A 25,962-nucleotide genomic window follows, 5' to 3' on the forward strand; every position below is an offset into this window, starting at 1 on the left:
ATCCGCTTAAATTGCGACTTTATTACAGACTATCTATACCCTATCTCCGTTAACGGGGCAGCGGCAAATGAAAAACATCCTTAAAACATACCGTCGGCGGCTCCTGAACCTGAGCAGTAGCAACAGAGCGCTGCTGTTGCTCCGCTTGTCAAAGGAAATGCACCTGGACATGGAGAGGCTGGACTTCCTGAACGGGCTACCGGCCTTTTCTGTGATCGAGCAAATGCTTGCCGCGAGAAAACGCGTTCCCATCAGCCCCTATGCCGACAGTGGGTATGCGGCTATAACCCCCGTAAGCAAGCAGCTGCGCTATATCCGGCGCAAGGCTGAGATGGTCTATGAAGAGCGCGGTAGCCGGGAACTATACATTGGCTGGCCTTTTGTGCACGGAAAGTTCTCAGACGGCACAGCGGTGCGCTGCCCCCTGCTGTTCTTCCCGGTGCAGTTGCAAATCAATGCCGCGCAGGAATGGGAACTAGTGCCCGATGCCTCCCAGCCCCCACAATTCAACCAAAGCTTCCTGCTGGCCTATGCGCACTACATGGGCACGCCCTTGGCCGAAGCCCTCACCGAACTTGACCTGAGCACCTTGCCCAGGCACCCGTTGGAGTTCCGGACACAAGTGTACGAACTCCTGAAAGAAAATCAGCTGAAGATACAGGTAGGCAGGGAGTTCTTTGCAGACAAGCTCACACCTTTCCGGGATCACAAAAAAGCAGCTTACGAGGGAGAGCAGAAACCCGGGCAGTTATACCTGGAGCAGGAAGCCGTACTGGGCGTGTATCCGCAGGCAGCATCGTACTTGCTCTCGGACTATGATGAACTGCTGGCCCGCGATAAGTTGCAGGAAATGGAAGACCTTTTTGCACCCGCAGTTGCCCAGAACACACCGGCCAGTAACCAGGCCCAGCAGACATTCACGGTTTTTGAGATGGATGCCTCGCAGGAGGCCGCGCTACAGGCTGTAAAGCAGGGCCGCTCGATGGTGGTGCAAGGCCCACCGGGTACAGGCAAATCACAGCTCATCTGTAATCTGGTTTCTGATTTCACCGCGCGTGGCAAAAAGGTGCTGGTGGTCAGCCAGAAGCGCGCCGCACTGGATGTGGTGCAGCAGCGCTTAGCGCAGAAAGGCCTTAGTGCCTTTGCCGGTTTGGTACACGACATCAACGCTGACCGCAGCGGGATCTATGCCCAGCTACTTGCCCAGATAGAGGCCTTGGACGAATACAGGAAGCAGAACCTGGCGCTGAACAGTATTTATACCGACCGCCAGTTCCTGGAGATTAGCCGGGGTATAAACCGCTGCATCCTGAAGCTGGAGTCGTTTAAGCAAGCGCTGTTCAATGATTCGCACTGCGGGTGGTCTGCCAAAGAGTTATACCTGCGCAGCAGCCTGCAGGAACCGCATGTGCCGCTCACGGCTTATTTCAAACATTTTAAGGCTGCTACGGTCTTGGATTTCCTGCCACGCCTGCGGCACTACTTGCAGGAGGCAGTGCCTTTTCAGCAGGAGGACTTCGCCTGGAAGGAGCGCCACAACATGAAAGATTTCGGCTGGCCACAGCGGCAAAAGCTGGAAGAGGTGATCAAGGCCTTGCCCACGCAATACGCCGAACTGCAGCAGGAACTCACGGCGCTGAGTGGCTATACCTTCACGCTGGATAACCTCTCAGCCTATAAAGTGGCGCTCCATAATCTGGCGGCACTGCAAAAGCTTTTGTCGTTGCCAAGTGTGCTGCCCATCGTAGAGGCGCTGCTGCACGGGCAGGTTAACCCGGAGGAACTCAAAAAGCAAACCACCAGGCTGCAACGGCTTTATGGCAACAGCCCTGCGCCCGATGCGGCCATCCCGGTTGCGCAAATACCAACCCTCAAAAAAGCCATTGCCGCCTACGGGGAGCAACGCACCGACTGGCTGAAAAGCCTGAGCTGGCTCTTTTCGGAAGAAAGGAAGCTATTGACGCAGGCATTGGCCAATTACCGCCTGGAACTGAACGAAGAGCATGTGGCGCAGTTGCAGCAGCGGTTGGCAATTCGGCAGCAGGCACAGGAACAATTGCATTTGTTTAACAAAGGGGTTGGCACCTCGCTGCAAGTGGCGGATGAAAAGGAGGTGGTGCTGCAAATGCTGCAGGCAGCGGAGCAGGCGCTGGAGGCGCACAAATTGCTGCGCCAGCTCAACCGCGAAAAGGTGTTGGCTGAGAGGCTGCTCCTGAACGTTACCCTTGACACGCACCTGAAATCGCTCAGCCAAAGCATACAGGCCACCACGTTGCAGTATAACGGTTGGCTGGAATGGCTGACCGTGGCCCAGGTGAAGGCCGTTGTAGCCCGGAAAGATCATGCTGCACAGTTGCTATCCGAATTGCAAACGCACTTCGAGGTGCTGGTTGCCCACGACACGGTATACGCCATGCTCACCAAACCGGAACGCGAGGTTGTTGAGCTGCTGCTAACCAAGTGCGACGGCACTGCAGATGAAGTGGAAAAGCTGTTTCTGAATAGTTTATACCTGGCCTGGCTGCATGAGCTGGAAGGACAGCATCCGGAGTTGCGCATGCCCTCCAACGGAGAGCTCGAGCGACTAGAGCAGGAACTGCAGAACTTGGTAATGGAAAAACAGCAGTTAAGCCAGGAGATCGTGTTATCTAAATTGCGGGAGCAAACTTACCGCAACCTGGAGCACAACCGCCTGGGCAATGCTGTTACCTACCGTAGGTTACAGGCCCAAGTCAGCAAAAAGCGCAGTTTATACCCCCTCCGAAAACTGTTCTCACTGTTCTCCGACGAGATTCTGGACCTGATGCCTTGCTGGCTGGCTTCCCCTGAAACGGTGTCGGCGGTGCTTCCCCTAACGGCCTGCTTTGATTTGGTGATCTTTGATGAAGCTTCGCAGTGCTTTGCCGAGGCGGGCTTGCCTGCCATGCAGCGTGCCCGACAAGTAGTGGTGGCCGGCGATGAGCAGCAGCTGAAACCCTCAGACCTGTACCGTGCCCGATGGAACCCGGCAGATGAAGAGGAGGTGGAGGAATTGTCGGCAGAGTCGCTGCTGCAGCTGTGCGGGTTGTATCTGCCCCAGACGATGCTAACGCAGCACTACCGCAGCCGCTACCCCGAACTGATTGAGTTCTCGAACAAACACTTTTATCGCCATAGGCTGGAGCTGATTCCGGAGCGGGAGGACTTGAATACCCGCACCCCGGCCATACAGTTTGTGAAAGTGCACGGCATCTGGCAACATAACACGAACCTGCCTGAAGCCGAAAAAGTGGTGGACCTGGTGATGCAATGGTTGCAGGCAGGGCAGGAGGAAGTAGGCGTCATCACCTTTAACTATGCGCAGCAAATGCTAGTGCAAGACCTGCTGGAAGACCGCGCGAACGCGCAAGGCCTTACTTTGCCGGCTTCCCTACTGGTAAAGAACATCGAGAACATACAGGGTGATGAGAAAGACGTCATCATTCTGTCGGTGGGGTATGCGCCGGATGCCCAGGGCAAGCTCGCGATGCAGTTCGGTAGTCTGAACCAGGCAGGTGGCGCTAATCGCTTGAATGTGGCCATTACGCGTGCCCGGCGGCAGGTGCAGGTGGTAAGCAGCATCCGGGCAGAGCAACTGCAGGTGGCACATACCCTGCACCAGGGCCCGAAACTACTGCAGGCATACCTGTTGTATGCGCAGCAAGTGAGTCGCCGTTATTTCACGTATAAGCCCCGGCAAGCCCCCTTAGCCACGCAGGTACCGATGCTAAAGGAACGCCTGCAGCAACAGGTCGAAACACTGCAACAGAAAGTGCCGTTTGCCGACCTGACGCGGGTGCAAGGAAGGCGCTATACCAGTGTGGTGCTAACCGACGATGACCTGTACTATAGCCATGTGTCTGTGCGGCACTCGCATGCGGATGTACCGCAACTGCTACAACAGCGCCACTGGCCTTTTACTAAGGTATACAGCCGCCAGTTCTGGGCCGACCGCGAAGAGGTATTGCGCAGACTCAAAGCCCTATGATGATACCTGTTGCTTTTAATTGACTTATTCTGTTAGCCATGCTTTTCAAGCTCTTTACTGTGTATGTGTACCTGCAAGCACTGGTCTGTGGCTGTGGAGCCGATCGGCGCATAAGCGATGTTAGCAGCCTCCGGAAAGACTACAAAGTAAAGGTACAGCGTATCGGCCAGCTGGATGATCGAATCAAGGAAAGCTCCGGGCTGGCTATGGCGAAAGACTCCACGCTCTGGACGCATGGCGACGGGGGGACTGCCAATGCCCTGTATCGCATCAGCTTAAAAGGAGAACTGCTGCAGGAAATGCCACTCCAAGTGCCAAACCACGATTGGGAAGACCTGACAGAAGATGCGGACGGTAACTTATACATCGGCGATGTAGGCAACAACCTTAACAACCGGAAAAACCTGCGCGTCTATAAAGTGCATCCCGAAACACACACCGTCCTGGACATCATTCGTTTTCGCTATGCCGACCAAACCGCTTTCCCGCCCGAGAAAGAGCAATTGCAGTATGATTTGGAGGGGATGTTTTACCAGGATGACAGCCTGCACTTTTTCACCAAAAGCCGTTCGCTTCGCCGCAACCTGACGCGCTACTACAGCGTGCCGGCCAATGCCGGGGATTATACCCTGGAGCCTCAGGCAGAACTGGTGCTTCAATCGCCTGTAACAGCTGCAGCCGTCGCACCTGACCGCAGTCAGTTTGCCTTGTTAGGGTATGGCCGCTTATACCTTTTCGGGATGGAGGCGGGAAGCGTGAACTTCCGAGGCAAGCGCACTTGCCTGCCGCTTGGCAGAACGGGTCAGGCCGAAGCCCTGACCTACCTTTCGCCCACTTCCTTGCTGCTCACCAACGAGAATGGCAAAATGTTCCTTGTCACGCTGCAAAAGAAATAATGCCTGCCGCCAATGCCCATCTGGCTATGGCAAGAACTGAACAGGTAGAGAGCCGTAGAAAGAAGGAACAAAGGAAGACAGACAGATGCATACAACGATATTAGTGACAGGTGCTACAGGCACAGTAGGAAAAGAGGTGGCCATACAGCTTTCGATGCTAGACGATGTGCGGGTGAGAGCCGGGGTACACTCCATCATTAAAGGCGAGAACCTGAAACGCCTGCCCAACCTGGAAGTAGTGGAAATGGATTTCAACAACCAGCACTCGCTGCGCCCCGCCTTCACCCATGCCGATAAAGTGTTTATGGTCACTCCTTTTTCGGAGGATCAGGTGACGATGGCCAAGACCTTGGTGGACGAAGCAAAGCAGGCTGGCGTAAAGCACATCGTGAAACTGTCGGTGATAGGGGCTGATGCAACACCGGGCTTGCAAATTGGGCGTTGGCACCGCGAGGTGGAGCAGTACATCGAAGCGAGCGGTATTGCTTATACCTTCCTGCGCCCTACGTCCTTCATGCAGAATTTTGCCAACTACGATGCTGAGAGCATCAAGAAGGATGGCAAATTTTATCATCCGACGGGCAACGGTAGGGTAAGCCACATTGACGTGCGGGACATTGCCGCTGTAGCTGTAGCGATACTCACGAGCACCGGACACGAAGGAAAGGCCTATGAGCTGACAGGCCCGGAGGCCTTATCTGGGAAAGAGGTGGCGAGTATACTAAGCGAAGTAACCGGAAAGCCCGTGGACTTTGTGGATATACCCGAGGATGATGCCCGGAGCGCAATGTTGCAGCACATGCCCCTTTGGATGGTAGACGCTATGCTGGAACTGCAACGGGCCTATAAAGAAAACATGCTGGAAAAAACTACCGATGCGGTGCAGCAACTGACCGGCCGAACTCCCCACACATTCCGGCAGTTTGCCACAGACTATAAAAAGTGCTTTGTTTAACCAGTCGTCAGTGCAAGGTTATCATATAGCCCCACATTCCAGATTAAAGCAAGAAGGCCACTCCTGCAGTAGGAATGGCCTTCTCGTTTATAAGCCATCTAGAGCTGCTTATCTGTCTCTATCGTTGTCTATGTCGCGGTAACGGTCGCTGCGGCGCGACTCGAAACGGTGCTGGTCACCTGATCCAGACGCCCCGGAACCGCTTCCCTGGCCATAGCCACGGTAATTCTCGCGGGAAGTAGAGCCACGGTTGTCGCTGTAGTACGAGGTGCCGCTGTCCATAGAGCCATAACGGCTCTGATCGCCTCCGCGGCCGCCTTGCTCGTAGCCTCCGGAACTGTAACCGCTTTGGCCACGACGACCAGAGAAATCACTGTCCTGGTTGCGGCCCCCTGAGCCATAGCCATATCCTCCGCTCATGCCTCGGTTGGAGTCGCTGTCGCCGTAGCCACCTCTGTTTCTGTCAGATGAAGAGCCATAGCCACCGCTTCTGTTTGATCCATAGCCGCTATTGGAACCAGAACCGGAACCATAGCCGCCGCTCATGCCCTGGCCATAGTCGCTTCCTTGAGAGCCGGATCTGCCAGAAGAACGGCCACTGCCGTATTCATCGTTATAAGATCCTCCTCTGGAGCCGCCGTATCCGCCCTGGCTGCTGTAACCCCCTTGCATGGAACGCTGCGAATCATACCCTCTGGACGATCCCTGGTTGTCATTGTCGTATTCGCTCATTCCTCTTGATGAGCCGTAGCCCATAGAACCGTGACGGTCTCTGTCGCCGTAGTTGTCCTGCGAGCCTCTATTAGAGCTTTGCTGACCTCTGTTGCTGGAGCTGCCGTAATAATCCTGGTCGCGGTTGCTTTGGTAGTTGCCGCCGCGCTGGCCATAATCGCCCTGCCCGTAGTTCTGCTGATAGCCGCCTTGGCTACCGTATCCGCCCTGCATGCCATAATTCTGCGAGGCAGAGTCAAAATTGCCGCGTGAGCCCTGGTTACCGGAACCACTCTGCTGGTTGTAGCGGCCCATACCGCCCTGGTCATTCATCACGCCGTAGCCACCCTGCATGTCGCCTTCGCGGTCTTGGTATCCGCCCTGGGCGCCTCCACGATTGCCATACATATCGTTCGAGTCTTGTGCACGCATGCGGTTTCCTTCCATGCCGCCTTGGTTACCGTAGTTGTAGCCGCCCTGGCTGCCGTAATCGTTTTGGTTTCCGTAGTTACCCTGGTTTGAGCTGCCGTAACTTCCCTGGTTGCTATAGTTGCCCTGCGAGCCATAATCGCCCTGATAACCGTAGCCGCTTTGCCCGCCGTAGTTGCTGTTCTGAGAGCCATACCCATAGCCACCCTGTGAGCCATACCCACTGCCTTGGCTGCTGCGGTCCTGATTGCTGCCGTAGTTTTGATTACCATAGCTTCCCTGGCCAGTGCTGGTCTGGGATGTCTGGTCAGAGCTGTCGCTCATAGAGCCATAGTTGCCATACTCTGAAAGCTGGTCTTGTCTGCGGTTAGAGTCGGATTTGTTGCTGTCGGATTTTTGACTGCTGCTGGAGCCAGCAGAGCCTGTTGATTTGGCACTCTTGCTATCAGTGGTCTTGCCTTCTTTTTTAGAGGAGGAACTCGATTTTGCCTTGGTAGTAGAAGACTTGCTGCCTGAAGCAGTTGTCTTGCCGCTGCTGTCTTTGTTCGCGGAAGTTGACGAAGAGCCGGTAGAGCCGGATAATGCATTTGAGCCGGATAATGGATTTGAGCCGGAGTTTTTGTTCGAGCCAAACCCACTGTTGCTGCTACCCGAGGATGTGGTGCCAGAAGAAGAGGTGCTTGGCGAGCTAGATGAACTAGAGTAGCTGCCCGATGAGCCCATCGAGCTATTCATGTCATTCGAATCCTGATTTTTCTCTGTGTCTTTCATAGTTTAATCTCCTTAAGATTATTAGTTAGAATTAAGTTTGTTGCAAGCCCCGCAAAAATGAACCACAGGGGCCGCCGATGTGGCTTGTTAAACTGTTTCAGCGACGCGTAAATTTGAGGTAATTACCCTCTTTTTTAGTGTGACTGAATGTTTTAACTATACGAACCCCACAGCACATGGTTATTTCACAGAGCCACTCTAAAGGAGTTGTCTGGCTGTCGGTTCAAAGCAGTAGGAGCAGGGGAAAAAGCGATTGAAAATCAAGATGCGGTACCCTGGTTTTGTACTTCTGGGCGTGGGGAAGTGTGGCTCAGAACCGCTTAAGTGGTTGAACCCGTTTCCGTTAATTATTTCTCTAAACAGGCGATTATATCAGAAGTTATACTTACCTTTGCCATATTATTAATTAATTTGTTATAATGAAAACAGGTAAAGTAAAGTTCTTCAACGTTTCTAAGGGTTTCGGTTTCATAGTTGCCGATGACACTAACCAAGACATCTTTGTGCATCAGTCTGGTCTGATCCACGAGATCCGTGAGAATGACCGTGTATCTTTCGAAGTGAAAGATGGCAAAAAAGGATTGAATGCAATTAACGTAGAGCGTATCTAAGTTAAAGATATATAGTGCCGCAAGGCAACCATTCATTTATTTTTTGACCCGCTCAGTTTACTGAGCGGGTTTTTTATGGCCTATTTGTTTCCGTTTTTCTCCTCGCCTTTCTCCAAACCTTCCTGAATCAGCTCGTTGGCTTCCTGGCGGTCTTCCTTGTCTGCTATCGGATGCTCTTGTTCCGCTTCATGCCGGGGCTCATAATTGAGCGTGATGGAGATGGGGAAATGATCAGACCCAAATTTCTGCAGGCGTCTCAGGCCTACAAGCCTGAACTCCGGATCATAGAAAACATGGTCGAGGGGGTAGCGGAAAAGCGGCACAAGTGCACTATACGTGTTATAGAATCCACGCCCCACCCGCGGGTCGATCATACAGCTGATCTCCTTGAAAAGCTTTGTTGTTTTAGACCAGGCCACATCGTTCAAGTCACCGGCAACCACGCTGGGGTATTTTGTTTCTTTCGCTTGCTTGGCCACCAGCAGCAATTCTGCTTCCCGGGTTTCGGTGTTTTGTAGCAGGCGTGGCGGCTGCGGGTGCACCGTAAACAAGTCGAACTTCTTGCCGCTCGGCAACTCCACAACCATGTAAAAAGACGGAATACCATCTTCCACCAGGAAGCGTATTTCGGTGTCATGCAGTTTCAGCCTGCTCCAGAACAGCATTCCATATGTGTTCTCCAGCGGCTTTTTAATGGAATAAGGATAGCGCTTGTCCAGTTCCTGCTTTACATGGTCGTGCCAGGCACTGTTGGGTTCATTCATCACCAGCATGTCAGGGTCTTCTTTCAGCACCAGGTCCAGAAACTTGTCGTATTTGGTGTTGACCATACGTACGTTGGCAATCATAAGCGTGAAAGCATTGCTGGGCTTCTGCTCTTCGGTGCGCAGGGCCTCTTTCTTGGCCAATGGCGTGAAGTGATAAATGTAACGCAACTCATTCAGCACGGCCAGCACCCAAAGCGCGAGCATCGCTATTTCAGCTGTGCTTGCTATACCGTAAAAAATAAGGTAGAGCGCCGTAATGCCAGACAGCAACACCGCTACATGCAGGCGCGGAAAATCCAGCACCCTGATCCACCATAAAGGGGATTTGATGAGGGGAAGAAAAGAGAAGAGGGTGAAGATAAAACCTAGTATGATTAGCGTAATCTGCATTCCGTCGAAAAAGATTTGAGAGTGTATTATGCATACTAGAGCAAAACGCGTTTTGTTGTATGCCCTCTACACTATCGCGCTGTAAGTGCTTTGCATAGTAAACACAGGGCAGGGAGGCGACATTCATAAAAATAGCCCTTCGCTGTGGCAGGCAGCTTTCAAACTGCCTGCCACAGCGAAGGGCTATTGAATCGTTCAGCTGAATCTACTCTGCCGCAGCTGATTTCTCTACCCGTACGCCAACGGCCAGCATCTGCGGCAGCGGATCGCGGCGCATGTACTGGGTGAGCTTCAGACGGTAGGTGCCCACTTTCGGGAAGCGGACATCCTTCAGCACAACTTTCTGCAAGTCATACGTATCACTGGAGCCACTGCCCAAGGGTTTGCCCGTTTTAGCGTCCATCAGCAGCAACTCATGCTGCGCCGCCGACAGTTGCGTACTGTCCGGCCCCATCAGCTGGTGCCGCAGGTAGAGGTTATAGTACTCATATTGCAGGTTGTACCGCACGTTAAACGCGACGTTGTACGCAGTAGTAGTGTCCTGAATCGTAAACTCAAAAACCGGGGCGTTATCAATATGCCAGTTGCCCTCGGGCAGCTCCACGTTCTGTTCATACACCCGGTTCGGGTCGCAACCGGCGAGCAGCAACAAGGCTGTTGCCCATATCACTATACCTCTAAGCATCTGTACGCGGCGGTTTTGGCTGATCAGGTCTTCGGCCTCTGGAAGGCTTTCGGGACCGGGACTTCTTGTTTGGCTGCTTTCCTTCGGCATTAGGCTGGCTTGCTGGCGTAGCAGTGCCGGCGCCGTCTGCCTGTGCCTCCGGTTTTGGAGCCCTGGGTGGGCGCCTGTCTCTGCCGTCGCGGTTTTCCCTTGGCTCCCTGGCTTCCCTTGGCTCCCGGTTTTCGCTGCTGTCGCGTGGCGGCCTGCCATCCTTTTGGCGGTTGCGGTTGCGCGGCGGACGCGGCGGTCTGTCTCCTGTGACTGCCTCACCGGTTTTCGCCTCCTCGCGTCGTGGGCCTTTCTTAGGCTCTTTCGCGGAAGCGGCTGTTGCTTGCTCTGGCTGTGCCGCCTCACCAGCAGGTCTTTTCTTCTTCTTCTTTTTCTTCTTCTTGTTCTTGAATTTGTCGTCGAGGCGCTCGAGGTTGCCCTCTACCTGCGCTACAAACTCATTCTGCTTCGGCTCATCCGGAACCTCCAGTAGCAGTGCCTCAACTGGTTCGCCTTTCGCGTTCATCTCCAGAATCTCCTGCACGCGCTCCACAGGCACTGGGTACCAGTTGTTGTCGCCTTTGTAGCCAAACCACATCATGCGCTTAAAGATATCCGTCTTTTGCAGAATGGCATCGCCAAGCTTTGTTTGCAGCGGCCGGTTAACGGTCGGTATATCCTTCAGCGCTGTCATATAGGTCTCCAACTCATAGTTGAGGCAGCACTTCAGGCGGCCACACTGGCCAGAGAGCTTGCTTGGGTTAAGCGAGAGGTTTTGGTAACGCGCCGCCGTCGTAGAAACGCTTTTAAAATCGGTGAGCCAGGTAGAGCAGCAGAGTTCCCGGCCACAAGAGCCGATACCGCCCAGGCGGCCAGCCTCATGGCGCAGGCTGATCTGGCGCATCTCGATGCGGACCTTGAATTCCTCGGCCAACTTTTTGATCAGGTCACGGAAATCCACGCGGTCATCGGCAGAGTAGAAGAAAGTCGCTTTGCTTTTGTCGGCCTGGTACTCCACATCCGACAGCTTCATGCGCAAGCGCAGCTGCTGTATGATCTCGCGGCTGCGGTACATCGTGCCTGCCTCCAAATCGCGCACCTCCTGGAATTTCTCCATGTCGCGCTCATTGGCGATGCGGTAGATGCTGCGGATCTCCTCGTTGTTGTCTACCTTCTTCTTCAGCATCTGCAGGCGCACCAGCTCCCCCTTCAACGACACAAAGCCGATGTGGTGGCCGTTCGGCACGTCCACGACCACAGGATCGCCTGTGGTCAGGTCCAGCCTGTTAACGTTTCGGAAGAAGTCTTTGCGGCCTCCTTTAAACCTGATTTCTATTATGTCAAACTCCTCAAACGACGTTGGTAACTCCATGTCGCTGAGCCAGTCGTATACATTTAAACGGTTGCAACCTCCTGTGCTGCACCCGCCGTTACTTTTGCAGCCACCAACGCTGGTGCCACATCCGCCACTAGAACATGAACTACATCCCACTTTTTATATCTCCTTATATAGCTAGGCTATTCTTGTTTTCAAAAACTGTTAATTAACAAATATAATAATTTTTCAGGCTTTATGCGGCACATCTCTGCTACTACCGTCAACGGCTGCGCCAGCCCCTAGCCCTATACGGATTAACGGCAGCCTCGCGCTAAAAAATGCGGCAGGTAAGCCGGAGCTAGGATATAAAAGTTAATTTTGGGCGATGCTTCAGAAACTTCTCTCGCACGCAGCCATTTATGGGCTGGCAGCCCAAGTGCCCCGGCTCGCGGGAGTGTTGGCCTTGCCCATCATCACTCCCTTCCTCACCACCACCGATTACGGCGTGGCAGGAGTGATCACAGCCTATATGAGTGCGTTGGGAATACTGCAGTCGCTGGGGCTATCGGTGGTGATGGTGAACAGCTATGCCAAATACCCCACACGGTATAAATGGATATGGCGCCAACTGCACGGGTTCCTGTTGCTTTGGTCGGTAGGGTATGGGCTGCTGTTGGGTACCGTGCTATACTGGGTCATACCCGCTGAGGCTGCTGGTAACCTGTGGGAGCTAATAGTGCTGAACGTCACCTCAACCATTTTTTTCAATAGCATCGGTTTGTTTGGCGGGCATTACTATCAGATGCAGCAGCGGCCTTTCCCCATTGCGTTGCATTCTTTTCTGATGGGCGGTTTGGTGGTCGGCCTTAACATCTATACCATCGCCTATCTGAAGCTTGGGTATATGGGCTGGTTCTACGCCAACTTTCTCGGGAGTGTCTTTAGCGTGCTGTTCTTAGGCTACCTGATGTATGTGCGCGAAAGGATGTGGCCTATTTTCAGGATTAATTGGGAGCGTATCAGGAGTTCTTTGCGAGTGTCTTTACCGTTGCTTCCGCACAGCTTCTCATTTTTCCTGCTGGATACTTCAGATAGGTTAGTACTGGATGTGCTGCGGGTGCCCGTCGCCCGTATCGGCTCATACAACGTCGCCTCCAGTTTCGGGCTTTATTTTTCCGCGGCCTCGCATGCTGTGGTGCAAGCCGCAATGCCGGTGTATATGCAGCTGTATGGCAAGGAGGCGGCAATATCAGACAAACTTCAGGCCCGTAAACTCACGTTCTCCCTCCAAGTGCTTTTTCTACTCGGCACCTCCGTGCTCGGGCTATGGATGAAGGAAATCTTTGAGCTTTTGATCAAGAATGAAACGCTGCAGGAAGCCTACCCGCTCGCCATTGTCATCCTGATGGGGTATAACTACAAACCGATGTACCTGGCCGCGATCAACCAACTGGTGTACCGCGAAAAGACCTCGGTCCTCTGGAAAATTTCCACAGTGGCGGGTGTGGGCAACGTACTACTGAACTTGATCCTTGTGCCGGTATACGGGATAGAGGCGGCCGCCTTTACCACATTTGCCGCGCTCATGTTTATGGGGTACGCCGGATATATGCTAAAAGAGTACCGGCAGCTACAGCAAATCAACTACTTCCCTTGGTTTTGGCTGCTGCTAACGGTTTTCGCCTTGCTTGGGGTTTATACCTTGGCAGGTACCACGCTGGTACAAAAAGCGGCACTTACCGGGGTAGGTTTGGGGATTGGTCTGGTGTACTTTTTTGTAGAAAGGAAAAGGTAGCGGGGTTACCCCCCGTCTTCGGCAACGCCCTTTGTCAGGTGCAGCGCACGGTAAGCCTGCATGCGCAGGTCGCGGATAAACCGGATAGGCAAAGGCAAATTGTTATGATGCAAGGCAAAATACTGTACCTGCATTGCCCCGAAGCTGGCATAAAACTGATCGATTTGCTCGATGGAAGGGCTTTCGAAGTCAAATATATGGGCTGAGTTCGCATGCCGCCTGATGACCGCATCTAACATCAGCGTCCTGCCGTTAGTCACTCTGCCTGTTTCATCAGCCGCGTTGAAGGTGTAGCTGATTTTGCCGTTGTAATGGGCAAACAGGCAACCCGCGTTTAGTTTTCCATTAATGGAGGTATAGAACAACTTGCCATAGCCCCTTTTTTGCATTTGAGTAAACAAATCGCGCAGCATCTGGTAAGTAGGCTCCGCTACACCGCCCACCACTTTATGCGCCACATGGGCTCTAAAGAACTCGAGCATCGGTTCGATATCCGCGCTTTCCTCCATTGTTAAACCTGCCTTTTGGGCCCGCTTCAGGTTCATCTTTCTGTCGCGGTTATAGTCTTGGTATAGATCAGTATAAGGCTTGTTTAATGACAAGTACCGAGTGTGCCGCTGCTGTAACTGGAACTGGCCCGCAAGTTGTGCGAGTGCAGGCGTGTTTTCGGTGATGAATTTGTAGTTATGGACGAAGCGGAAGCGTTGGATGGCCTCGTTTAGAAACTGCTGCACCACTTGGGCATCTGCAACTGGTCTGGTTGAAATTATACCTAACTGCTGGCAAAAGTGGGGCGAACCCAACCGGCGAAAGCCCATCTTGCGGGTACCTGTCAATGGCATAATGGTAATGTATTGATCTGCTTGTTCCTCCACCAGTGCATGCCACTCCGGCGACACAATATCCAGGTACCACGACAATACACACAGCACGCCCGCCTCAGATGCTGCCACGCAATCATCCCACTTTTGCTTGTCAATCTGGTTGTGGCGGAGGTAACGGATCATGAAGAGTAAGTCGCTTTTCTAAGGCGCAAGATAGTTTAAGTTTTCACTAAATGCTTTTTAGTAGTTATCGCTGGCATCAGAGGAATTTCAGGAAAGCAGGCGCTCATATAATTTCATCAACCTGCGGTGCTGTACCCGAGCATCGAAGTGTTCGACAACGTAGGCCCTGCCTGCCTTTCCGAGCCTCAAGCGCTCATCCGGCCTTGCCAGCAGGTAAGAAAGCTTGTCTGTTAAAGCCGTCAAATCTCGTTGGGGTATGATATAACCCGTTTCGCCATCCCTGACCCCTTCTGGCGTGCCGCCGGCATCGGTCGTAATAACCGGTATTTCCATACTTTGTGCCTCCTGCAGTACAAGGCCTTGCGTTTCCACTTCGCCATCCATCGCCTCATAGCCTGTCAGGATAAAGACATCAGCCATTTGGTAACAGCGGATGACCTCTTCCTGCGTAGCAGCACCACGCAAGACTACATGATGCTGCAACTGCAAAGAATCAACCAACTGCTCTAGCTCCACTCGTTTGTCGCCCTCACCAACAACGTGATAAACTAAGTCAGGGAAATCTTTAACGAGCGCGGCGACCGCTTTAATTCCATACTCTATCCCTTTGAAAGGAACTAAACGGGCTACCGTTAAAATGAAAGGCTTAGAGGGGTTTGTAGCAGGATATGGTTTGTTCCGTTTGAATTTGCCAGTGTCCAGACCAACAGGCAGTACCTCAATTTTCGACTCAGGAATACCTAACCCCATAGCTGTCTTCTTAGAAAAATCGGAGCTGACTGTAAAAATCTGACATGCTTGATTAAGCTCTATGTATAAGCCTTTTCTGGAGTAGTGCGTTGGCCAGGACAAGAAGTCTTTGTCATTGATATCAAACCCATGGAAGGAGGTGATTAGCTCACCTGAAAGTAATCCTATTTCACGAAAGTTAAGCGCCTTGATTCCATTTGGACCAAACTGACAGTGTACAATGTCGAATTCTTTTATTTTGAGGTAAGGAATAGCATCGTAGAAAAATTGCAGACTCAACGCATACCGTCCATAGCGCCTAATATTTAAAGTGCGAATCAGGTACTTTGCTTGTCTCAGGTTTTCCAATAAGAATTTCGCAGCCCTCACCACACGTTTTAGGCGGCTTTTAGGTATAACCGGTCGGTAAATAGTTCGATCCAACAACTGGTATTGGTCCAGGATGGCATGCTTCGGGTAAGATTCAAACCGCCCTGTTGAAAAGATGGTTACATTGTGCCCCGCATCTAAAAGCTCCTTAAGCTGTGTAAGTAGGTATGTTTCAGACTGATAAGGAAAGTGGCTGACACAGTATGCAATTTTCAAGGCCATGTATGTTTGAAAAGCTGCTTAATGTTGCTTAATGGTGCTTAATGTTTAATTTAATAGCATTTACTGTTCTAGGGGGTGACAGTGCAATGCTAAGATACAGCTTTGAAAGAGGTTTAGCGAATGTGTATCTGGAGGTGAGATAGTGTACCGTTTTAAGCGCAAAATAAGCTTTAGCATACCATTTTCCCTTCGTCATAGCAATCACCAGGAATTCATTGCGAAGTATAGGAGTATGAGCGGTTACGATATCTGAAGATTCTTTACTGCTACCCGATACGTGGTGCAGGATGAGAGGAAGCGGCGTAAACAACAAGTCATACCCTTTTTTTCTGAGATAATATCCCCAAAGTTTATCTTCCTCATACATAAAAAAGTCTTCGGGGAATTTTCCACCCCGGAAAGTGCTGATGGCCTCTCTTCGGATAAGGAAAAAGGTAGCCCAAATCCAATCGGCGTAAATCTCTCTGTCATATGAGAAGTATTCTCCCAGAAAAGCTTCTGCTCTTTTAGGGGAAGGCATAAAATGGAAAAGGCGTAGCACCTGGAGCAGTAAGAGGGAAATTGAAGGAAAACGCTGTGCCACATGCTGCACTTCGCCTGCTGGAGTTATTACTTTGCCTGTAAGTGCACCTATTCCTTTCGATTTTGCCAGGCGCTGGAACCCGATAGAAATGCTGTCATTTAAAAGCTCGGTATCACTGTTCAAAAGAAGCACCATCATACCAGTAGCATACCGAAGGCCGAGATTATTTCCTTTGGCAAAGCCTAGATTAGTGTCACTTTCAACTAGGATAATATCTGAGAACTTCTCCTTAAAGAGATTAGGGTGGCACTCTGTTGAGCCATTATCTACTAAAATAATTTCAAAAGTAACCTGTTTGGTATGGTTGTATACAGACTGAATACAGGCGCATGTAAGGTCGAATGTGTTGAAATTCAGGATAAGGACAGAAACATCTACCATGGTCTACAAGATCGGTATAGCACGGAAGATAAAGAATTTAATGCAAAACAGCGGACACACTATGGCCCGCTGCTTTGCATTGACTTAATATATCCTCTCTATGGCTTCAGCACCACCTTCACGCAGTTGTCCTGTTTACTGTTGAAGATATCGTAGGCGTAGGCGGCTTGGTCGAGTGGCAGGGTATGCGTGATGATGTCATCCAGCACAATCTTGCCCTGGTCTACCCAGCTGTAAAGCTCGTCTACGAAAAGCTGAACGGGCGCCTGCCCCATCTTCAAGGTGAGGCCTTTGTCGAAGATCTGGTAAAGCGGGAAGTTGTCGTAAGGCGAACCGTATACCCCAACGATAGAAACGATACCGCCTCTACGCACAGCGCTAAAGCACATTTTGAGCGCGTTGATGGTGCCCTTTTCCATGTGAATAACAGACTTGGCCCGGTCCAGCAGCGACTTGTCGGCCTCCATACCTACGGCATCAATGCACACATCGGCACCGCGGCCACCGGTCATGTCCCGAATGGCCTCGATCGGGTCAACGTGCTTGAGGTTGATTGTCTCTGACTTGGCTGAGCGCCTGGCCATGTCCAGTCGGTATTCCTCCAGGTCGATGCCGATCACGCGTTTCGCCCCTTTAATCCAGGCAACCTTTTGCGCCATCAGGCCCACCGGGCCGCAACCAAACACGGCCACCGTTTCGCCGCCTTTCACTTCGCCCCAATGCACGGCGGAGTAACCGGTAGGGAAAATGTCGGTCAGGAAAAGCACCTGCTCGTCTGTAAACTGGTCTGATATTTTAACAGGGCCTACGTCGGCAAACGGAACGCGCACATATTCAGCCTGGCCACCGGCGTAGCCACCGTACAAGTCTGTGTATCCGTATAGGGCAGCGCCTTTTTCAGTTAGCAGCCCGCCTTCCGGACCGTAATTGTCGGGGTTAGAATTCTCGCAATGCGGGTAATGGCCGTGCTGGCAGAAAAAACAACTGCCGCAGGAAATAGGGAAGGGCACAATCACGCGGTCGCCCTTTTTGATGTTTTTCACCTGCGCACCTATCTCTTCTACCACGCCCATAAATTCATGACCCATCACCATGTTGTGCGCCTGCGGAATCATTCCGTTATAGATATGGAGGTCAGAACCGCAAATAGCGGTAGAGGTAACCCGAATAATTGCGTCGCGTGGGTCGAGTATCCGCGGATCTTCAACGTTATCAACCCGAATATCTTTCATTTTGTGAAATACTGCTGCTTTCATAGTATAATTGTGTGGTTTAAGTTGCCAGCCGATATGGCCATATAGTAGGTCCTATAAACGCTTGAGTGGTAACTCGAGTTGTGCCACATCACGCAGCCAATTTTTTTGAACTCATCTGTAAACGGATTACGACCAACTTGTTATGCTCAAAATGCCCGACTTCCGCTTTGCCTTTCTCACTGAAAAGGACTTGCCTCTTTTGCATGAAACCTTCTTGGAGGCTTTTTCAGATTACCTCATGCCCATTAAGCTGGACTGGGCACAGTTTCAGGTGAAGGCGAAACGCGAAGGAATTACCGCGTCCTTCTGTGCGGCTGCGTTTGTGGACAACAAAATGGTGGGCTTTATCATAACGGGCCTCGGTGAGTGGGGCGGCTTGCCTACTGCATACAATGCGGGAACCGGCGTGCTGCCAGAATACAGAGGGTATAACCTAACCCAGCAGCTTTACAAATTCCTGTTTCCTAAGCTAAGGGAAGCCGGAATAGAGCAGTGCCTGCTGGAAGCGATCCGGGAAAACTCGCCAGCTATACGTGCCTACAAGAGCACGGGCTTTGGTGTCACGCGGTCGGTGGATTTTTTCAGGGCCTTGAAATCCGAATTGTTATTGGAGGTGGAAGCACCAGACGATATAACCATCAGAGCCACAGCCAAACCCGACTGGCAAACCTATAAGTGCTTTTGGGAGGCCGCCCCAACGTGGCAAAATACCGCAGAGGCAGTACGCAAAAGCCCGGACAAGAAAATCATTCTGGAAGCCGCGAACAATATTGGAGAAGTAGTGGGGTATATTGCCTTCTTCCCCAACACAGGCTCTGTCGCGCAGTTTGCAGTAGACAAACCCTTCCGGCAACGGGGCATTGGTACGGCTTTGCTGCGGGAGGCCACGCAGTTAACGGCAGCACCGGCCTTGGTGTTTGTGAACGTAGACATTAGCGCAACCTCCATGATAACATACCTGGAGCGGCGGCACTTCGGCTTTGTCCTGCGGCAATACGAAATGCTGTTGCCACTTGCCTGATTACGGCATCTGTAGATGCTATTTTATACCTTTGCACCTCAACAAAGGCTGGGAAACATGAACATGGCGTGGGTATACCTGCTATTGGCAGGGATTTGTGAAATAGGCTGGGCCTTCGGCCTGAAATACAGTGAAGGCTTCACAAAAGTAGGGGTTAGTGTTGTAACCGTTGTGGTGATGATATTGAGCTTTGTGCTATTGTCGCAAGCGATGAAACAGCTGCCCTTAGGCACGGCCTATGGTATCTGGACGGGCATCGGAGCCGCCGGTACCGCCATTCTGGGCATCGCATTCCTGAACGAGCCTCGCGATTTCATCCGCATTGTGTGCATACTCCTGATTGTGGCCGGAGTAGTTGGGCTGAAAGTTTTCTCAGAGGTGAAATGATCTTATTGCCAGGTATAAACGTCTGCCTTGTTCTTGCTGAAAAAGTAAAGCAGCCCGTTTCCTACCAGTGCATTGGTATAGCCCTTGTTTGCGGGCAGTGGCATCGCACGCTTCTCAGAGGTGTATAAATCAAGAAAGTGCAGCTGCCCCTGCAGCACGTAATAGAGCTCGTTGTCGCGGAAGCCGACGTAGCGCACGCCGCTCAGAGGAATTTGCTGCTTATAGTTGCCCAGGTTGTCGAATACATACAGGCCATTGTTAGAGTCCAGCAGGTAGAGCTGGTTCTGGTACTCCCGTAGCTGCAGCACGTCAAAGCGTTCCCGATCCAGAATCAAGTTAAGGGGCGTTTCCAACGTAACATTACGCTGTCGCAAGTCTAGTTTGCTTAAGGTTAGGTTTGTCTCATCAAACAGCCATACCCCATCATCCGAAGAAAGGGCCGCGACTTTGGCTATTCCGCCGTAATTGATGTCGCGCAGATCGGTGCTGCTGAGAGGGCGCAGAAAACGGTCGAGCAACAGTAGGGTCTGGCTGTCTTCATAAAAGAGCAGCACTTTCATTGGGTTCCATGCCTCCATGGTGCTGATGCGGCCTCGGGTAGGGGGCGAGAAAGTGTCTAACGGCTGTCCCAGCGCATCCAGCCGCAGCAAATTGCGCTGTGGCCCCAGCACGTAAACAGCGCCATTACGGTCCTGTGATACAGTGGTTGGGGAACTGACTGACAGGGTATGGCTATAAACCGGTTTGGGGCTCGCTATAGATTGGGCATAAGTGAAAAGCGGTGCGAGCAGCATCACCAGTACCAGCAGCAGGCTGATTGTTTTAGCCTTCAAAGGTCTGCAGTTGTAAACTCTCCCCATCATATACAGCGTAGGTGCAAAAATTGACCCATTCTCCCAGGTTTATGTACCGGCTGTGCTCACCAATGGGTAAGTCCAATGGCAAGTGCCGATGCCCAAACACATAGTAGTCGTGGTGCTGGGTTGCTTCTACCTCCTGGCAGTACTGAACCAGCCACTCCCTTTCACCCAGAAACTCCTCGTCTTTTTTGATGTTGCTGATGCGGCTCCTGCGCGACCATATGTTCGCAACGCCAATGCCGAGGTTAGGGTGCACACGCGCAAAAAGCCACTGGCAGGCTTTGTTGTTAAACACGCGCTTCAGCAGTTTATAGGTATGGTCGCCAGGGCCCAAACCATCGCCATGCCCGATGTAAAAGGTTTTACCACCGAATTGAGTGGAGATCGGATCGCGGAGTACGGGAATATTGAGCTCCTGAGGGAAATAGTCAAACATCCACATGTCGTGGTTCCCTGTGAATAGCATGATGGGGATACCTGCATCCGTTAATTCGGCCAATTTGCCTTGCAGACGCGCATACCCTTTCGGGATGGCGTACTTGTACTCAAACCAGAAGTCGAAGATATCACCTACCAGCAGAATAGCGGCGGCATCGTGCCGGATAGTATCCAGCCAACGAACAATCTTTTTTTCGCGGGCTCTGCTGGTTGCTTCGTCTGGTACGCCCAGATGGAAATCAGAGGCGAAGTATACTTTTTTACCTGGAGGGAGTTCGTTAATGCGGGAGGTCATCTATTAGGAACAGGACAAGCTGTTTCGGGCCATGTGCACCCATTACCAGCGTCTTCTCGATATCAGCGGTGCGGCTAGGGCCACTCACCATCGATACCATCGAAGGGAAGTTCTCTTTATATTTTTCTTTGATGCGCTGCAGGGCATCTTTTATGTCAGGTACCAGCTGGCTGGCCTGCGCCACTACCATGTGGGTAGGAGGGTAGATGCTCAGCCTGCGGCCTCCGGCATTTGCGGAACTGACCAATACGCTGCCCGTACGGGTTATCAGCGACTCGCAGGTTGTAAGGCTGGCTTCCGCGTCGCGCACGAACTCTGTTTCATCGTCGTTAAACTCAATACCGGCATGCGCCAAGGCATTTTGCAGGTTGCGCTCCCACACATACAGGTGCTGCAGGTTCTGCTCCTTCTTGTAGATGTAAAGCTGATCGAAGAAGTCTTCCTGGCTTTCGCAGTACACAAAAACGCCGCTATTGCGGATGTAATTCTCTGCAAAAACAACCGACATATCCTCTAAGGCCACAGCAGGGTGCAAAGGAGAGGTAAAATCCGGGGTAGGAGGCAGAAAAGGCGCCGACTTAGCCAGCGCCTCCCTTACTCTTCTTAAAACTATTTCTTTTGATTTTGCTTCGTACATGCTTGTTCAGCTCAAGCTATTCTAGAATTTACAGAACTGTCCTGCTCAGCGGGTGTGTTGGCATCATCGAGCGGTGTGCCCGGTACGCGACCTTCCTGCTGCTCAGGGTGCTTCGTTAACCCTTGCTCAAGTGGCTGGGTTTGCTCTACCTCGCTCTTGGTCTTGCTACGGTCAGTACCGGCAGTATGTGCCTGGTATTGTGTGAGAGCCTCAAACGGGCGAGGTCCGACTAATCGCTCCAGATCGCTCTGGAAAAGAATTTCCTTCGCTAATAGCTCCTGTGCAATGACTTCCAGCTCAGGCCCTTTGTCAGTTAGTAACCGCTTGGTGCGCTGGTAAGCTGAATCAATGATTTTGCGTACCTCTTCGTCAATCGTCTCAGCAGTTGCCTCAGAATATGGCTTGTTGAAGGAATAGTCAGAGTTTTGCTTCGAATCGTAGAACGATACGTTACCGATCTTCGCATTCATACCATACATCGTCACGATGCTGTAAGCCATTTTGGTGATGCGCTCCAGGTCGCTTAGGGCACCTGTAGAGATCTTGCCAAACACGAGCTCCTCAGCGGCACGGCCACCTAAGGCCATACACATCTCGTCAATCAGCTGTTCAGTAGTATACAGGAACTGCTCTTTCGGCAAGTATTGGGCATAACCCAGGGCTGCCACTCCACGTGGAACAATACTTACCTTCACCAATGGGTCAGCATGCTCTAAGAACCAACCGGCAATGGCATGGCCAGCTTCGTGGTAGGCTACAATTTTCTTCTCTTCCGGAGATATGATCTTGTTCTTTTTCTCCAAACCACCAATTACACGGTCCACGGCATCGTTAAAATCCTGCTGGTCAACTGCTTTTTTGTTACGGCGGGCGGCAATAAGCGCAGCCTCGTTACACACGTTGGCAATCTCAGCCCCAGCAAATCCTGGAGTCTGTGCAGCCAGTTTCCTTGCGTCTACATCATCTGCTAACGTTAAAGGCTTCAGGTGTACATCAAAAATCTCAGTACGTCCGTTGATGTCTGGCTTATCGATGCTAATTTGGCGGTCGAAACGGCCTGGGCGAAGCAATGCAGAGTCCAGGGTATCCGGCCGGTTAGTGGCTGCCAGGATTATCACCCCGGAGTCAGTGGCGAAACCGTCCATCTCTACTAAAAGAGAGTTCAAAGTGTTTTCGCGCTCGTCGTTCCCGCCTGGTGTGGCACCACGGCTGCGGTGACGTCCGATAGCGTCAATCTCATCAATAAATATGATACAAGGCGCTTTGGCTTTGGCTTGCTTAAACAAGTCGCGCACACGGGCAGCACCCACACCCACGAACATCTCCACGAAGTCGGAACCGGAAAGCGAGAAGAATGGAACGTCTGCCTCGCCTGCCACGGCTTTCGCCAAGAGGGTTTTACCTGTTCCCGGAGGGCCTACCAGCAAAGCGCCTTTTGGTATCTTGCCGCCCAATACCGTGAACTTGGAAGGGTGCTTGAGGAATTCAACAATCTCCTGCACCTCCTCCTTCGCCTCTTCAAGGCCAGCCACGTCCTGAAACGTTATTTTTACTTTGTTCTCAGCATCAAAAAGCGCTGCCTTGGATTTGCCGATGTTGAAAATCTGGCCACCAGCGCCACCAGTTGTAACCCGGCGCATCAGGAACCAGAAACCAAATACCAGCAGAATCAGGAAGCCCCATTGCAGGAAGAAATCAGCGAAGCCCGTGCGGTTCTCGAGGGTATAGCCAACTTTCTGGTCCTTAGGGATGTCCTGCTGAAGCTTTTCAAGATCTTCTTTGAAAGTCTCGGCGGAAATAACCTGGAAATGGTATTGCGGCCCTGTGTTCTCCACCGACAGCATACCGCGGTTATTCAGCTCGCTTTTGTATTTGTCATTATTAAGCGCCTCTTGTTTCAGCGTCACTTCCACGGTCTTGCCGTTCACGATCGTCAGTTTCTTCACGTCTCCGCTCAGCAGCATTTCTTCGAAATCCTGCTGCGTGGTTTCTATGGAAGAGTTACTGTTATTGAGATAGGACAACCCAAAAATGAGCAGAATGAGTACGGCTAACATCCACAGCTGCATAGTAGGCCGTGGAGGCGTGTTCGGTATCATCGGCTTTTTCTTTTTGTTGTTGCCTTTATTGTTTTTTTCTGCCATTGATGTTTTAAATTCAGATAAAAGAGAAACCCTGGCCGCCACTAAATGTTTAGAGGCGGCCAAGTATGTTATTCAGACGCGATGCGCTCTATCTTGGCGTCGCCCCAAAGCTCTTCCAAAGCATAGAACTCACGTTTGTCCTTTAGAAAAATATGCGCAACGACGTCTACATAGTCCAACAACACCCATTCGTTGTTGGTGCGGCCCTCGCTTTGCCACGGGTTTTGCCTTACGGATTTAAACACTTCCTCTTCGATGGAAGATGCAATGGCGTCAATCTGTGTGTCGGAGTTTGCGGATGCTATTACGAAATAATCGGATACAGCGTTTTTAAGTGACTTGAGGTTTATCACAACAATATCAGTAGCCTTCTTTTCTTGCATTCCCTTTACCACAAGCTCTGCCAATATGTCTGAAGCAGCCTCAACCTTGGTTTCTTTCATTTGTGCTCTTTAAATTTGATCTGTAAAAGTACTAAATTATACGGTAAAAATATGGTGCCTCATACGCTGTTTATAGGCCAGCAGCTTTATTTTCTGCAAGTTTGTGAATCTACTAACACGGAGGCGCAACAACTTGTTATCAAAAATGAAGCCACAGAAGGCTGTGCCGTTGTTACGGCGCACCAAACCAAGGGCCGTGGGCAGCGCGGTAATACCTGGGAGGCCGAGCCTGGCAAGAGCATAACGCTCTCTGTGGTCTTGTCTCCGACTTTTTTAACAGCCCGAGAGCAGTTCTCCCTTAACATGGCAGTATCCCTTGCTGTGCTCGACCTGCTGCATGCGCAAGGCCTGACAGAAGCGCAGGTTAAGTGGCCCAACGATTTGTTTTTCCAGAACAAAAAACTCGGCGGGATCCTGATAGAAAATACCATTTGTGGCCATACCCTGCAACACAGTATTGTCGGCATTGGTTTAAACGTGAACCAACAGCACTTTGGCTATACAACGGCCACATCGGTGCAACAAGTATTAGGGCATGAGCAGGAGGTGGAAAAATTAACGGTCAGGCTGCTGGAATTGCTGGAAAAACGCTATCTGCAACTGCGCAACCGGCAGCAGGACAAAATACGGCACGAGTACCTGCAGGCACTGTACCGTTACCAGGAGGTGCATTTGTATGAGGTGGCCGGGCAGTATGTGGCAGGGCAGATGGTGGGAGTGGACCAGGCAGGCCGCCTAGCGCTCCAGGTAGATAAGGAGTTGCGGTATTTTAACTTCCAGGAGATAAAATATGTCATCTAGCATTTGGAGAAACTGAACTGGCTAGAGAAACGCATTCCAAGCACATATACCCAATGCGGGAATCTTTTGCGATCTAAATGTTTGTTTTAACATCGAATAGTTGCAAATTAGTGCTCCTCTGAGAGCCAAGCCAGGTAATTCAGCTTTTTGATGGTACAATGAGCGCTTGGTCTTAAAGAGGCATGATAATTGACTAATAAATCAGGAGCTGCTAATTCCCTAAGGAAAGGTTAATTGAAGTAGGCAAGGACTCACTTATATTAATTTTAATTAGGATAGTATAAAGTGGCTATTTTAATTATATTTGAAGTGTAATAGCCATATTCTGCGGTTTTTACAAAAACAGACTGTGTATGAAGATTTTTACAAAAGTTTTTTTAGTAGTAACACTCATCACCTCGCACTTGCTTAGCTATGCTGCGACGGGTGTAAGCGACGGGGTGGCACCCGTTACGAATGGAGGGAATACTCTGTGGAAGCTGATGGCCGAAAAGACAGGTTCAGCTTTAGTGGTTTCGGCCAATAATTCGCGACCAGCCTTTATCGCAAATACAGAAAAGCATACCTGCTCTAAGATATATGCCTCTTCTGTAAGCCAGGTATTTCATGTGGTGGAGCCAAAAGCAGAAAAAGCGATGTATGCCAGTGTAACGTTGGCAGCTATTGCCCCCGGCCGTGAGATTAAACCTGTGCCTTCTATCAACGCCTACCCAAATCCATCGCGTGGCATCACGCGCCTGGCACTGAACCTGCCCGGCGACAACACCTATAAAATCCGCATCTCCAACACCATTGGCCGCGTGATCAGGGTACACGAGTTAGGCCCCGCCGAGAAAATGGAAGTGGAACTGGATCTAAGCAGCTATCCTTCCGGAATATATTTTTATAGCCTGCTGGCAAACGATAAAACAATTGAAACGAAGCGTCTTGTGCTGCAGAAGTAAGCCAGCGTTTCCTTGTAAATGATATGAAAGCCGACCAAGTGGTCGGCTTTTTCTTTATAAACA

22 protein-coding genes are annotated in these 25,962 nt (G+C 51.3%); 9 read left to right on the forward strand and 13 right to left on the reverse strand.

Annotated features, from left to right (window positions below; genetic code table 11):
• Positions 1-67: 67 nt before the first annotated feature.
• The 3 genes from ACXYMU_RS02195 (at position 68) to ACXYMU_RS02205 (ending at position 5,857) form a co-directional block, all read left to right on the forward strand.
• The gene (locus ACXYMU_RS02195) at positions 68-4,006 is read left to right on the forward strand and encodes an AAA domain-containing protein (protein WP_458984705.1); all 3,939 of its coding nucleotides are present in this window, start codon (positions 68-70) and stop codon (positions 4,004-4,006) included.
• A 38-nt stretch (positions 4,007-4,044) separates the two neighbouring features.
• On the forward strand, positions 4,045-4,902 hold the full coding sequence (locus tag ACXYMU_RS02200) for a hypothetical protein (protein ID WP_458984706.1): 858 nt from the start codon (positions 4,045-4,047) through the stop codon (positions 4,900-4,902).
• A gap of 85 nt (positions 4,903-4,987) precedes the next feature.
• Positions 4,988-5,857, forward strand: coding sequence for an SDR family oxidoreductase (locus ACXYMU_RS02205; RefSeq protein WP_458984707.1), 870 nt, complete (start codon positions 4,988-4,990; stop codon positions 5,855-5,857).
• A 108-nt stretch (positions 5,858-5,965) separates the two neighbouring features.
• On the opposite strand, the gene ACXYMU_RS02210 is transcribed toward ACXYMU_RS02205, so the two are convergent.
• Positions 5,966-7,768 (reverse strand): hypothetical protein, encoded by a 1,803-nt coding sequence (locus tag ACXYMU_RS02210; RefSeq protein WP_458984708.1) that lies wholly within the window; start codon positions 7,766-7,768, stop codon positions 5,966-5,968.
• Positions 7,769-8,187: 419 nt separating this feature from the next.
• Here ACXYMU_RS02210 and ACXYMU_RS02215 point away from each other — a divergent pair, with 419 nt between their 5' ends.
• Positions 8,188-8,379 carry a cold-shock protein gene (locus ACXYMU_RS02215; protein WP_115565521.1) on the forward strand — a complete coding sequence of 64 codons (192 nt, stop codon included), beginning with the start codon at positions 8,188-8,190 and terminating at the stop codon, positions 8,377-8,379.
• Between the two features lie 80 nt (positions 8,380-8,459).
• Here the strand turns inward: ACXYMU_RS02215 and ACXYMU_RS02220 are convergent, their stop codons facing one another.
• The 3 genes from ACXYMU_RS02220 to ricT form a co-directional block, all read right to left on the reverse strand.
• Entirely contained in the window at positions 8,460-9,536 is a 1,077-nt protein-coding gene (locus ACXYMU_RS02220; RefSeq protein ID WP_458984709.1) for an endonuclease/exonuclease/phosphatase family protein, read from the reverse strand.
• A gap of 205 nt (positions 9,537-9,741) precedes the next feature.
• Positions 9,742-10,221, reverse strand: a complete 480-nt coding sequence (locus ACXYMU_RS02225) for a gliding motility lipoprotein GldH (RefSeq protein ID WP_458984710.1) — start codon at positions 10,219-10,221, stop codon at positions 9,742-9,744.
• A complete protein-coding gene (gene ricT, locus ACXYMU_RS02230; protein ID WP_458984711.1) occupies positions 10,214-11,620 on the reverse strand; it encodes a regulatory iron-sulfur-containing complex subunit RicT in 1,407 nt (468 codons plus the stop codon). The genes ACXYMU_RS02225 and ricT overlap by 8 nt, the downstream gene beginning before the upstream one ends.
• Before the next feature lie 331 nt (positions 11,621-11,951).
• Here ricT and ACXYMU_RS02235 point away from each other — a divergent pair, with 331 nt between their 5' ends.
• Positions 11,952-13,361, forward strand: coding sequence for a lipopolysaccharide biosynthesis protein (locus ACXYMU_RS02235; protein WP_458984712.1), 1,410 nt, complete (start codon positions 11,952-11,954; stop codon positions 13,359-13,361).
• Between the two features lie 5 nt (positions 13,362-13,366).
• Here the strand turns inward: ACXYMU_RS02235 and ACXYMU_RS02240 are convergent, their stop codons facing one another.
• The 4 genes from ACXYMU_RS02240 to ACXYMU_RS02255 form a co-directional block, all read right to left on the reverse strand.
• Positions 13,367-14,368 (reverse strand): GNAT family N-acetyltransferase, encoded by a 1,002-nt coding sequence (locus ACXYMU_RS02240; RefSeq protein WP_458984713.1) that lies wholly within the window; start codon positions 14,366-14,368, stop codon positions 13,367-13,369.
• Between the two features lie 87 nt (positions 14,369-14,455).
• The gene (locus ACXYMU_RS02245; RefSeq protein ID WP_458984714.1) at positions 14,456-15,709 is read right to left on the reverse strand and encodes a glycosyltransferase; all 1,254 of its coding nucleotides are present in this window, start codon (positions 15,707-15,709) and stop codon (positions 14,456-14,458) included.
• 28 nt (positions 15,710-15,737) lie between these two features.
• Positions 15,738-16,673 (reverse strand): glycosyltransferase family 2 protein, encoded by a 936-nt coding sequence (locus ACXYMU_RS02250; RefSeq protein ID WP_458984715.1) that lies wholly within the window; start codon positions 16,671-16,673, stop codon positions 15,738-15,740.
• A 98-nt stretch (positions 16,674-16,771) separates the two neighbouring features.
• Positions 16,772-17,929, reverse strand: a complete 1,158-nt coding sequence (locus tag ACXYMU_RS02255; RefSeq protein WP_458984716.1) for a zinc-dependent alcohol dehydrogenase — start codon at positions 17,927-17,929, stop codon at positions 16,772-16,774.
• A gap of 142 nt (positions 17,930-18,071) precedes the next feature.
• Between ACXYMU_RS02255 and ACXYMU_RS02260 the strand changes: the two genes are divergently transcribed.
• On the forward strand, positions 18,072-18,950 hold the full coding sequence (locus tag ACXYMU_RS02260) for a GNAT family N-acetyltransferase (protein ID WP_458984717.1): 879 nt from the start codon (positions 18,072-18,074) through the stop codon (positions 18,948-18,950).
• Between the two features lie 57 nt (positions 18,951-19,007).
• A complete protein-coding gene (locus ACXYMU_RS02265; RefSeq protein WP_458984718.1) occupies positions 19,008-19,337 on the forward strand; it encodes a DMT family transporter in 330 nt (109 codons plus the stop codon).
• A 2-nt stretch (positions 19,338-19,339) separates the two neighbouring features.
• On the opposite strand, the gene ACXYMU_RS02270 is transcribed toward ACXYMU_RS02265, so the two are convergent.
• The 5 genes from ACXYMU_RS02270 to rsfS form a co-directional block, all read right to left on the reverse strand.
• Positions 19,340-20,170 carry a hypothetical protein gene (locus tag ACXYMU_RS02270; RefSeq protein ID WP_458984719.1) on the reverse strand — a complete coding sequence of 277 codons (831 nt, stop codon included), beginning with the start codon at positions 20,168-20,170 and terminating at the stop codon, positions 19,340-19,342.
• The gene (locus ACXYMU_RS02275) at positions 20,160-20,930 is read right to left on the reverse strand and encodes a UDP-2,3-diacylglucosamine diphosphatase (protein WP_458984720.1); all 771 of its coding nucleotides are present in this window, start codon (positions 20,928-20,930) and stop codon (positions 20,160-20,162) included. The genes ACXYMU_RS02270 and ACXYMU_RS02275 overlap by 11 nt, the downstream gene beginning before the upstream one ends.
• Positions 20,914-21,567 (reverse strand): LutC/YkgG family protein, encoded by a 654-nt coding sequence (locus ACXYMU_RS02280; RefSeq protein ID WP_458984721.1) that lies wholly within the window; start codon positions 21,565-21,567, stop codon positions 20,914-20,916. Before ACXYMU_RS02280 ends, ACXYMU_RS02275 begins: the two co-directional genes overlap by 17 nt.
• 11 nt (positions 21,568-21,578) lie before the next feature.
• Positions 21,579-23,711: an ATP-dependent zinc metalloprotease FtsH gene (gene ftsH, locus ACXYMU_RS02285; protein ID WP_458984722.1), complete on the reverse strand. Its 2,133-nt coding sequence runs from the start codon at positions 23,709-23,711 to the stop codon at positions 21,579-21,581.
• Between the two features lie 68 nt (positions 23,712-23,779).
• A complete protein-coding gene (rsfS, locus tag ACXYMU_RS02290) occupies positions 23,780-24,154 on the reverse strand; it encodes a ribosome silencing factor (protein WP_458984723.1) in 375 nt (124 codons plus the stop codon).
• A 51-nt stretch (positions 24,155-24,205) separates the two neighbouring features.
• On the opposite strand from rsfS, the gene ACXYMU_RS02295 reads away from it, so the two are divergent.
• Both ACXYMU_RS02295 and ACXYMU_RS02300 read left to right on the forward strand, forming a co-directional pair.
• Complete coding sequence (locus tag ACXYMU_RS02295) at positions 24,206-24,955, forward strand: biotin--[acetyl-CoA-carboxylase] ligase (RefSeq protein WP_458984724.1); 750 nt, start codon at positions 24,206-24,208, stop codon at positions 24,953-24,955.
• A gap of 353 nt (positions 24,956-25,308) precedes the next feature.
• A complete protein-coding gene (locus ACXYMU_RS02300; protein WP_458984725.1) occupies positions 25,309-25,899 on the forward strand; it encodes a T9SS type A sorting domain-containing protein in 591 nt (196 codons plus the stop codon).
• Positions 25,900-25,962: the final 63 nt, after the last annotated feature.

This window comes from Pontibacter sp. CAU 1760, from assembly GCF_054482735.1.

Bases quoted from the DNA above. Each gene is read 5' to 3' on its own strand.
- ACXYMU_RS02210 (WP_458984708.1), bottom strand. From the start codon at position 7,768: ATGAAAGACACAGAGAAAAATCAGGATTCGAATGACATGAATAGCTCG.
- ACXYMU_RS02255 (WP_458984716.1), bottom strand. From the start codon at position 17,929: ATGAAAGCAGCAGTATTTCACAAAATGAAAGATATTCGGGTTGATAAC.
- ACXYMU_RS02295 (WP_458984724.1), top strand. From the start codon at position 24,206: ATGGTGCCTCATACGCTGTTTATAGGCCAGCAGCTTTATTTTCTGCAA.
- ACXYMU_RS02250 (WP_458984715.1), bottom strand. From the start codon at position 16,673: ATGGTAGATGTTTCTGTCCTTATCCTGAATTTCAACACATTCGACCTT.
- ACXYMU_RS02300 (WP_458984725.1), top strand. From the start codon at position 25,309: ATGAAGATTTTTACAAAAGTTTTTTTAGTAGTAACACTCATCACCTCG.
- ricT (WP_458984711.1), bottom strand. From the start codon at position 11,620: ATGGAGTTACCAACGTCGTTTGAGGAGTTTGACATAATAGAAATCAGG.
- ACXYMU_RS02220 (WP_458984709.1), bottom strand. From the start codon at position 9,536: ATGCAGATTACGCTAATCATACTAGGTTTTATCTTCACCCTCTTCTCT.
- rsfS (WP_458984723.1), bottom strand. From the start codon at position 24,154: ATGAAAGAAACCAAGGTTGAGGCTGCTTCAGACATATTGGCAGAGCTT.
- ACXYMU_RS02215 (WP_115565521.1), top strand. From the start codon at position 8,188: ATGAAAACAGGTAAAGTAAAGTTCTTCAACGTTTCTAAGGGTTTCGGT.
- ftsH (WP_458984722.1), bottom strand. From the start codon at position 23,711: ATGGCAGAAAAAAACAATAAAGGCAACAACAAAAAGAAAAAGCCGATG.
- ACXYMU_RS02200 (WP_458984706.1), top strand. From the start codon at position 4,045: ATGCTTTTCAAGCTCTTTACTGTGTATGTGTACCTGCAAGCACTGGTC.
- ACXYMU_RS02225 (WP_458984710.1), bottom strand. From the start codon at position 10,221: ATGCTTAGAGGTATAGTGATATGGGCAACAGCCTTGTTGCTGCTCGCC.
- ACXYMU_RS02280 (WP_458984721.1), bottom strand. From the start codon at position 21,567: ATGTACGAAGCAAAATCAAAAGAAATAGTTTTAAGAAGAGTAAGGGAG.
- ACXYMU_RS02195 (WP_458984705.1), top strand. From the start codon at position 68: ATGAAAAACATCCTTAAAACATACCGTCGGCGGCTCCTGAACCTGAGC.
- ACXYMU_RS02265 (WP_458984718.1), top strand. From the start codon at position 19,008: ATGAACATGGCGTGGGTATACCTGCTATTGGCAGGGATTTGTGAAATA.
- ACXYMU_RS02205 (WP_458984707.1), top strand. From the start codon at position 4,988: ATGCATACAACGATATTAGTGACAGGTGCTACAGGCACAGTAGGAAAA.
- ACXYMU_RS02275 (WP_458984720.1), bottom strand. From the start codon at position 20,930: ATGACCTCCCGCATTAACGAACTCCCTCCAGGTAAAAAAGTATACTTC.
- ACXYMU_RS02245 (WP_458984714.1), bottom strand. From the start codon at position 15,709: ATGGCCTTGAAAATTGCATACTGTGTCAGCCACTTTCCTTATCAGTCT.
- ACXYMU_RS02260 (WP_458984717.1), top strand. From the start codon at position 18,072: ATGCTCAAAATGCCCGACTTCCGCTTTGCCTTTCTCACTGAAAAGGAC.
- ACXYMU_RS02235 (WP_458984712.1), top strand. From the start codon at position 11,952: ATGCTTCAGAAACTTCTCTCGCACGCAGCCATTTATGGGCTGGCAGCC.
- ACXYMU_RS02240 (WP_458984713.1), bottom strand. From the start codon at position 14,368: ATGATCCGTTACCTCCGCCACAACCAGATTGACAAGCAAAAGTGGGAT.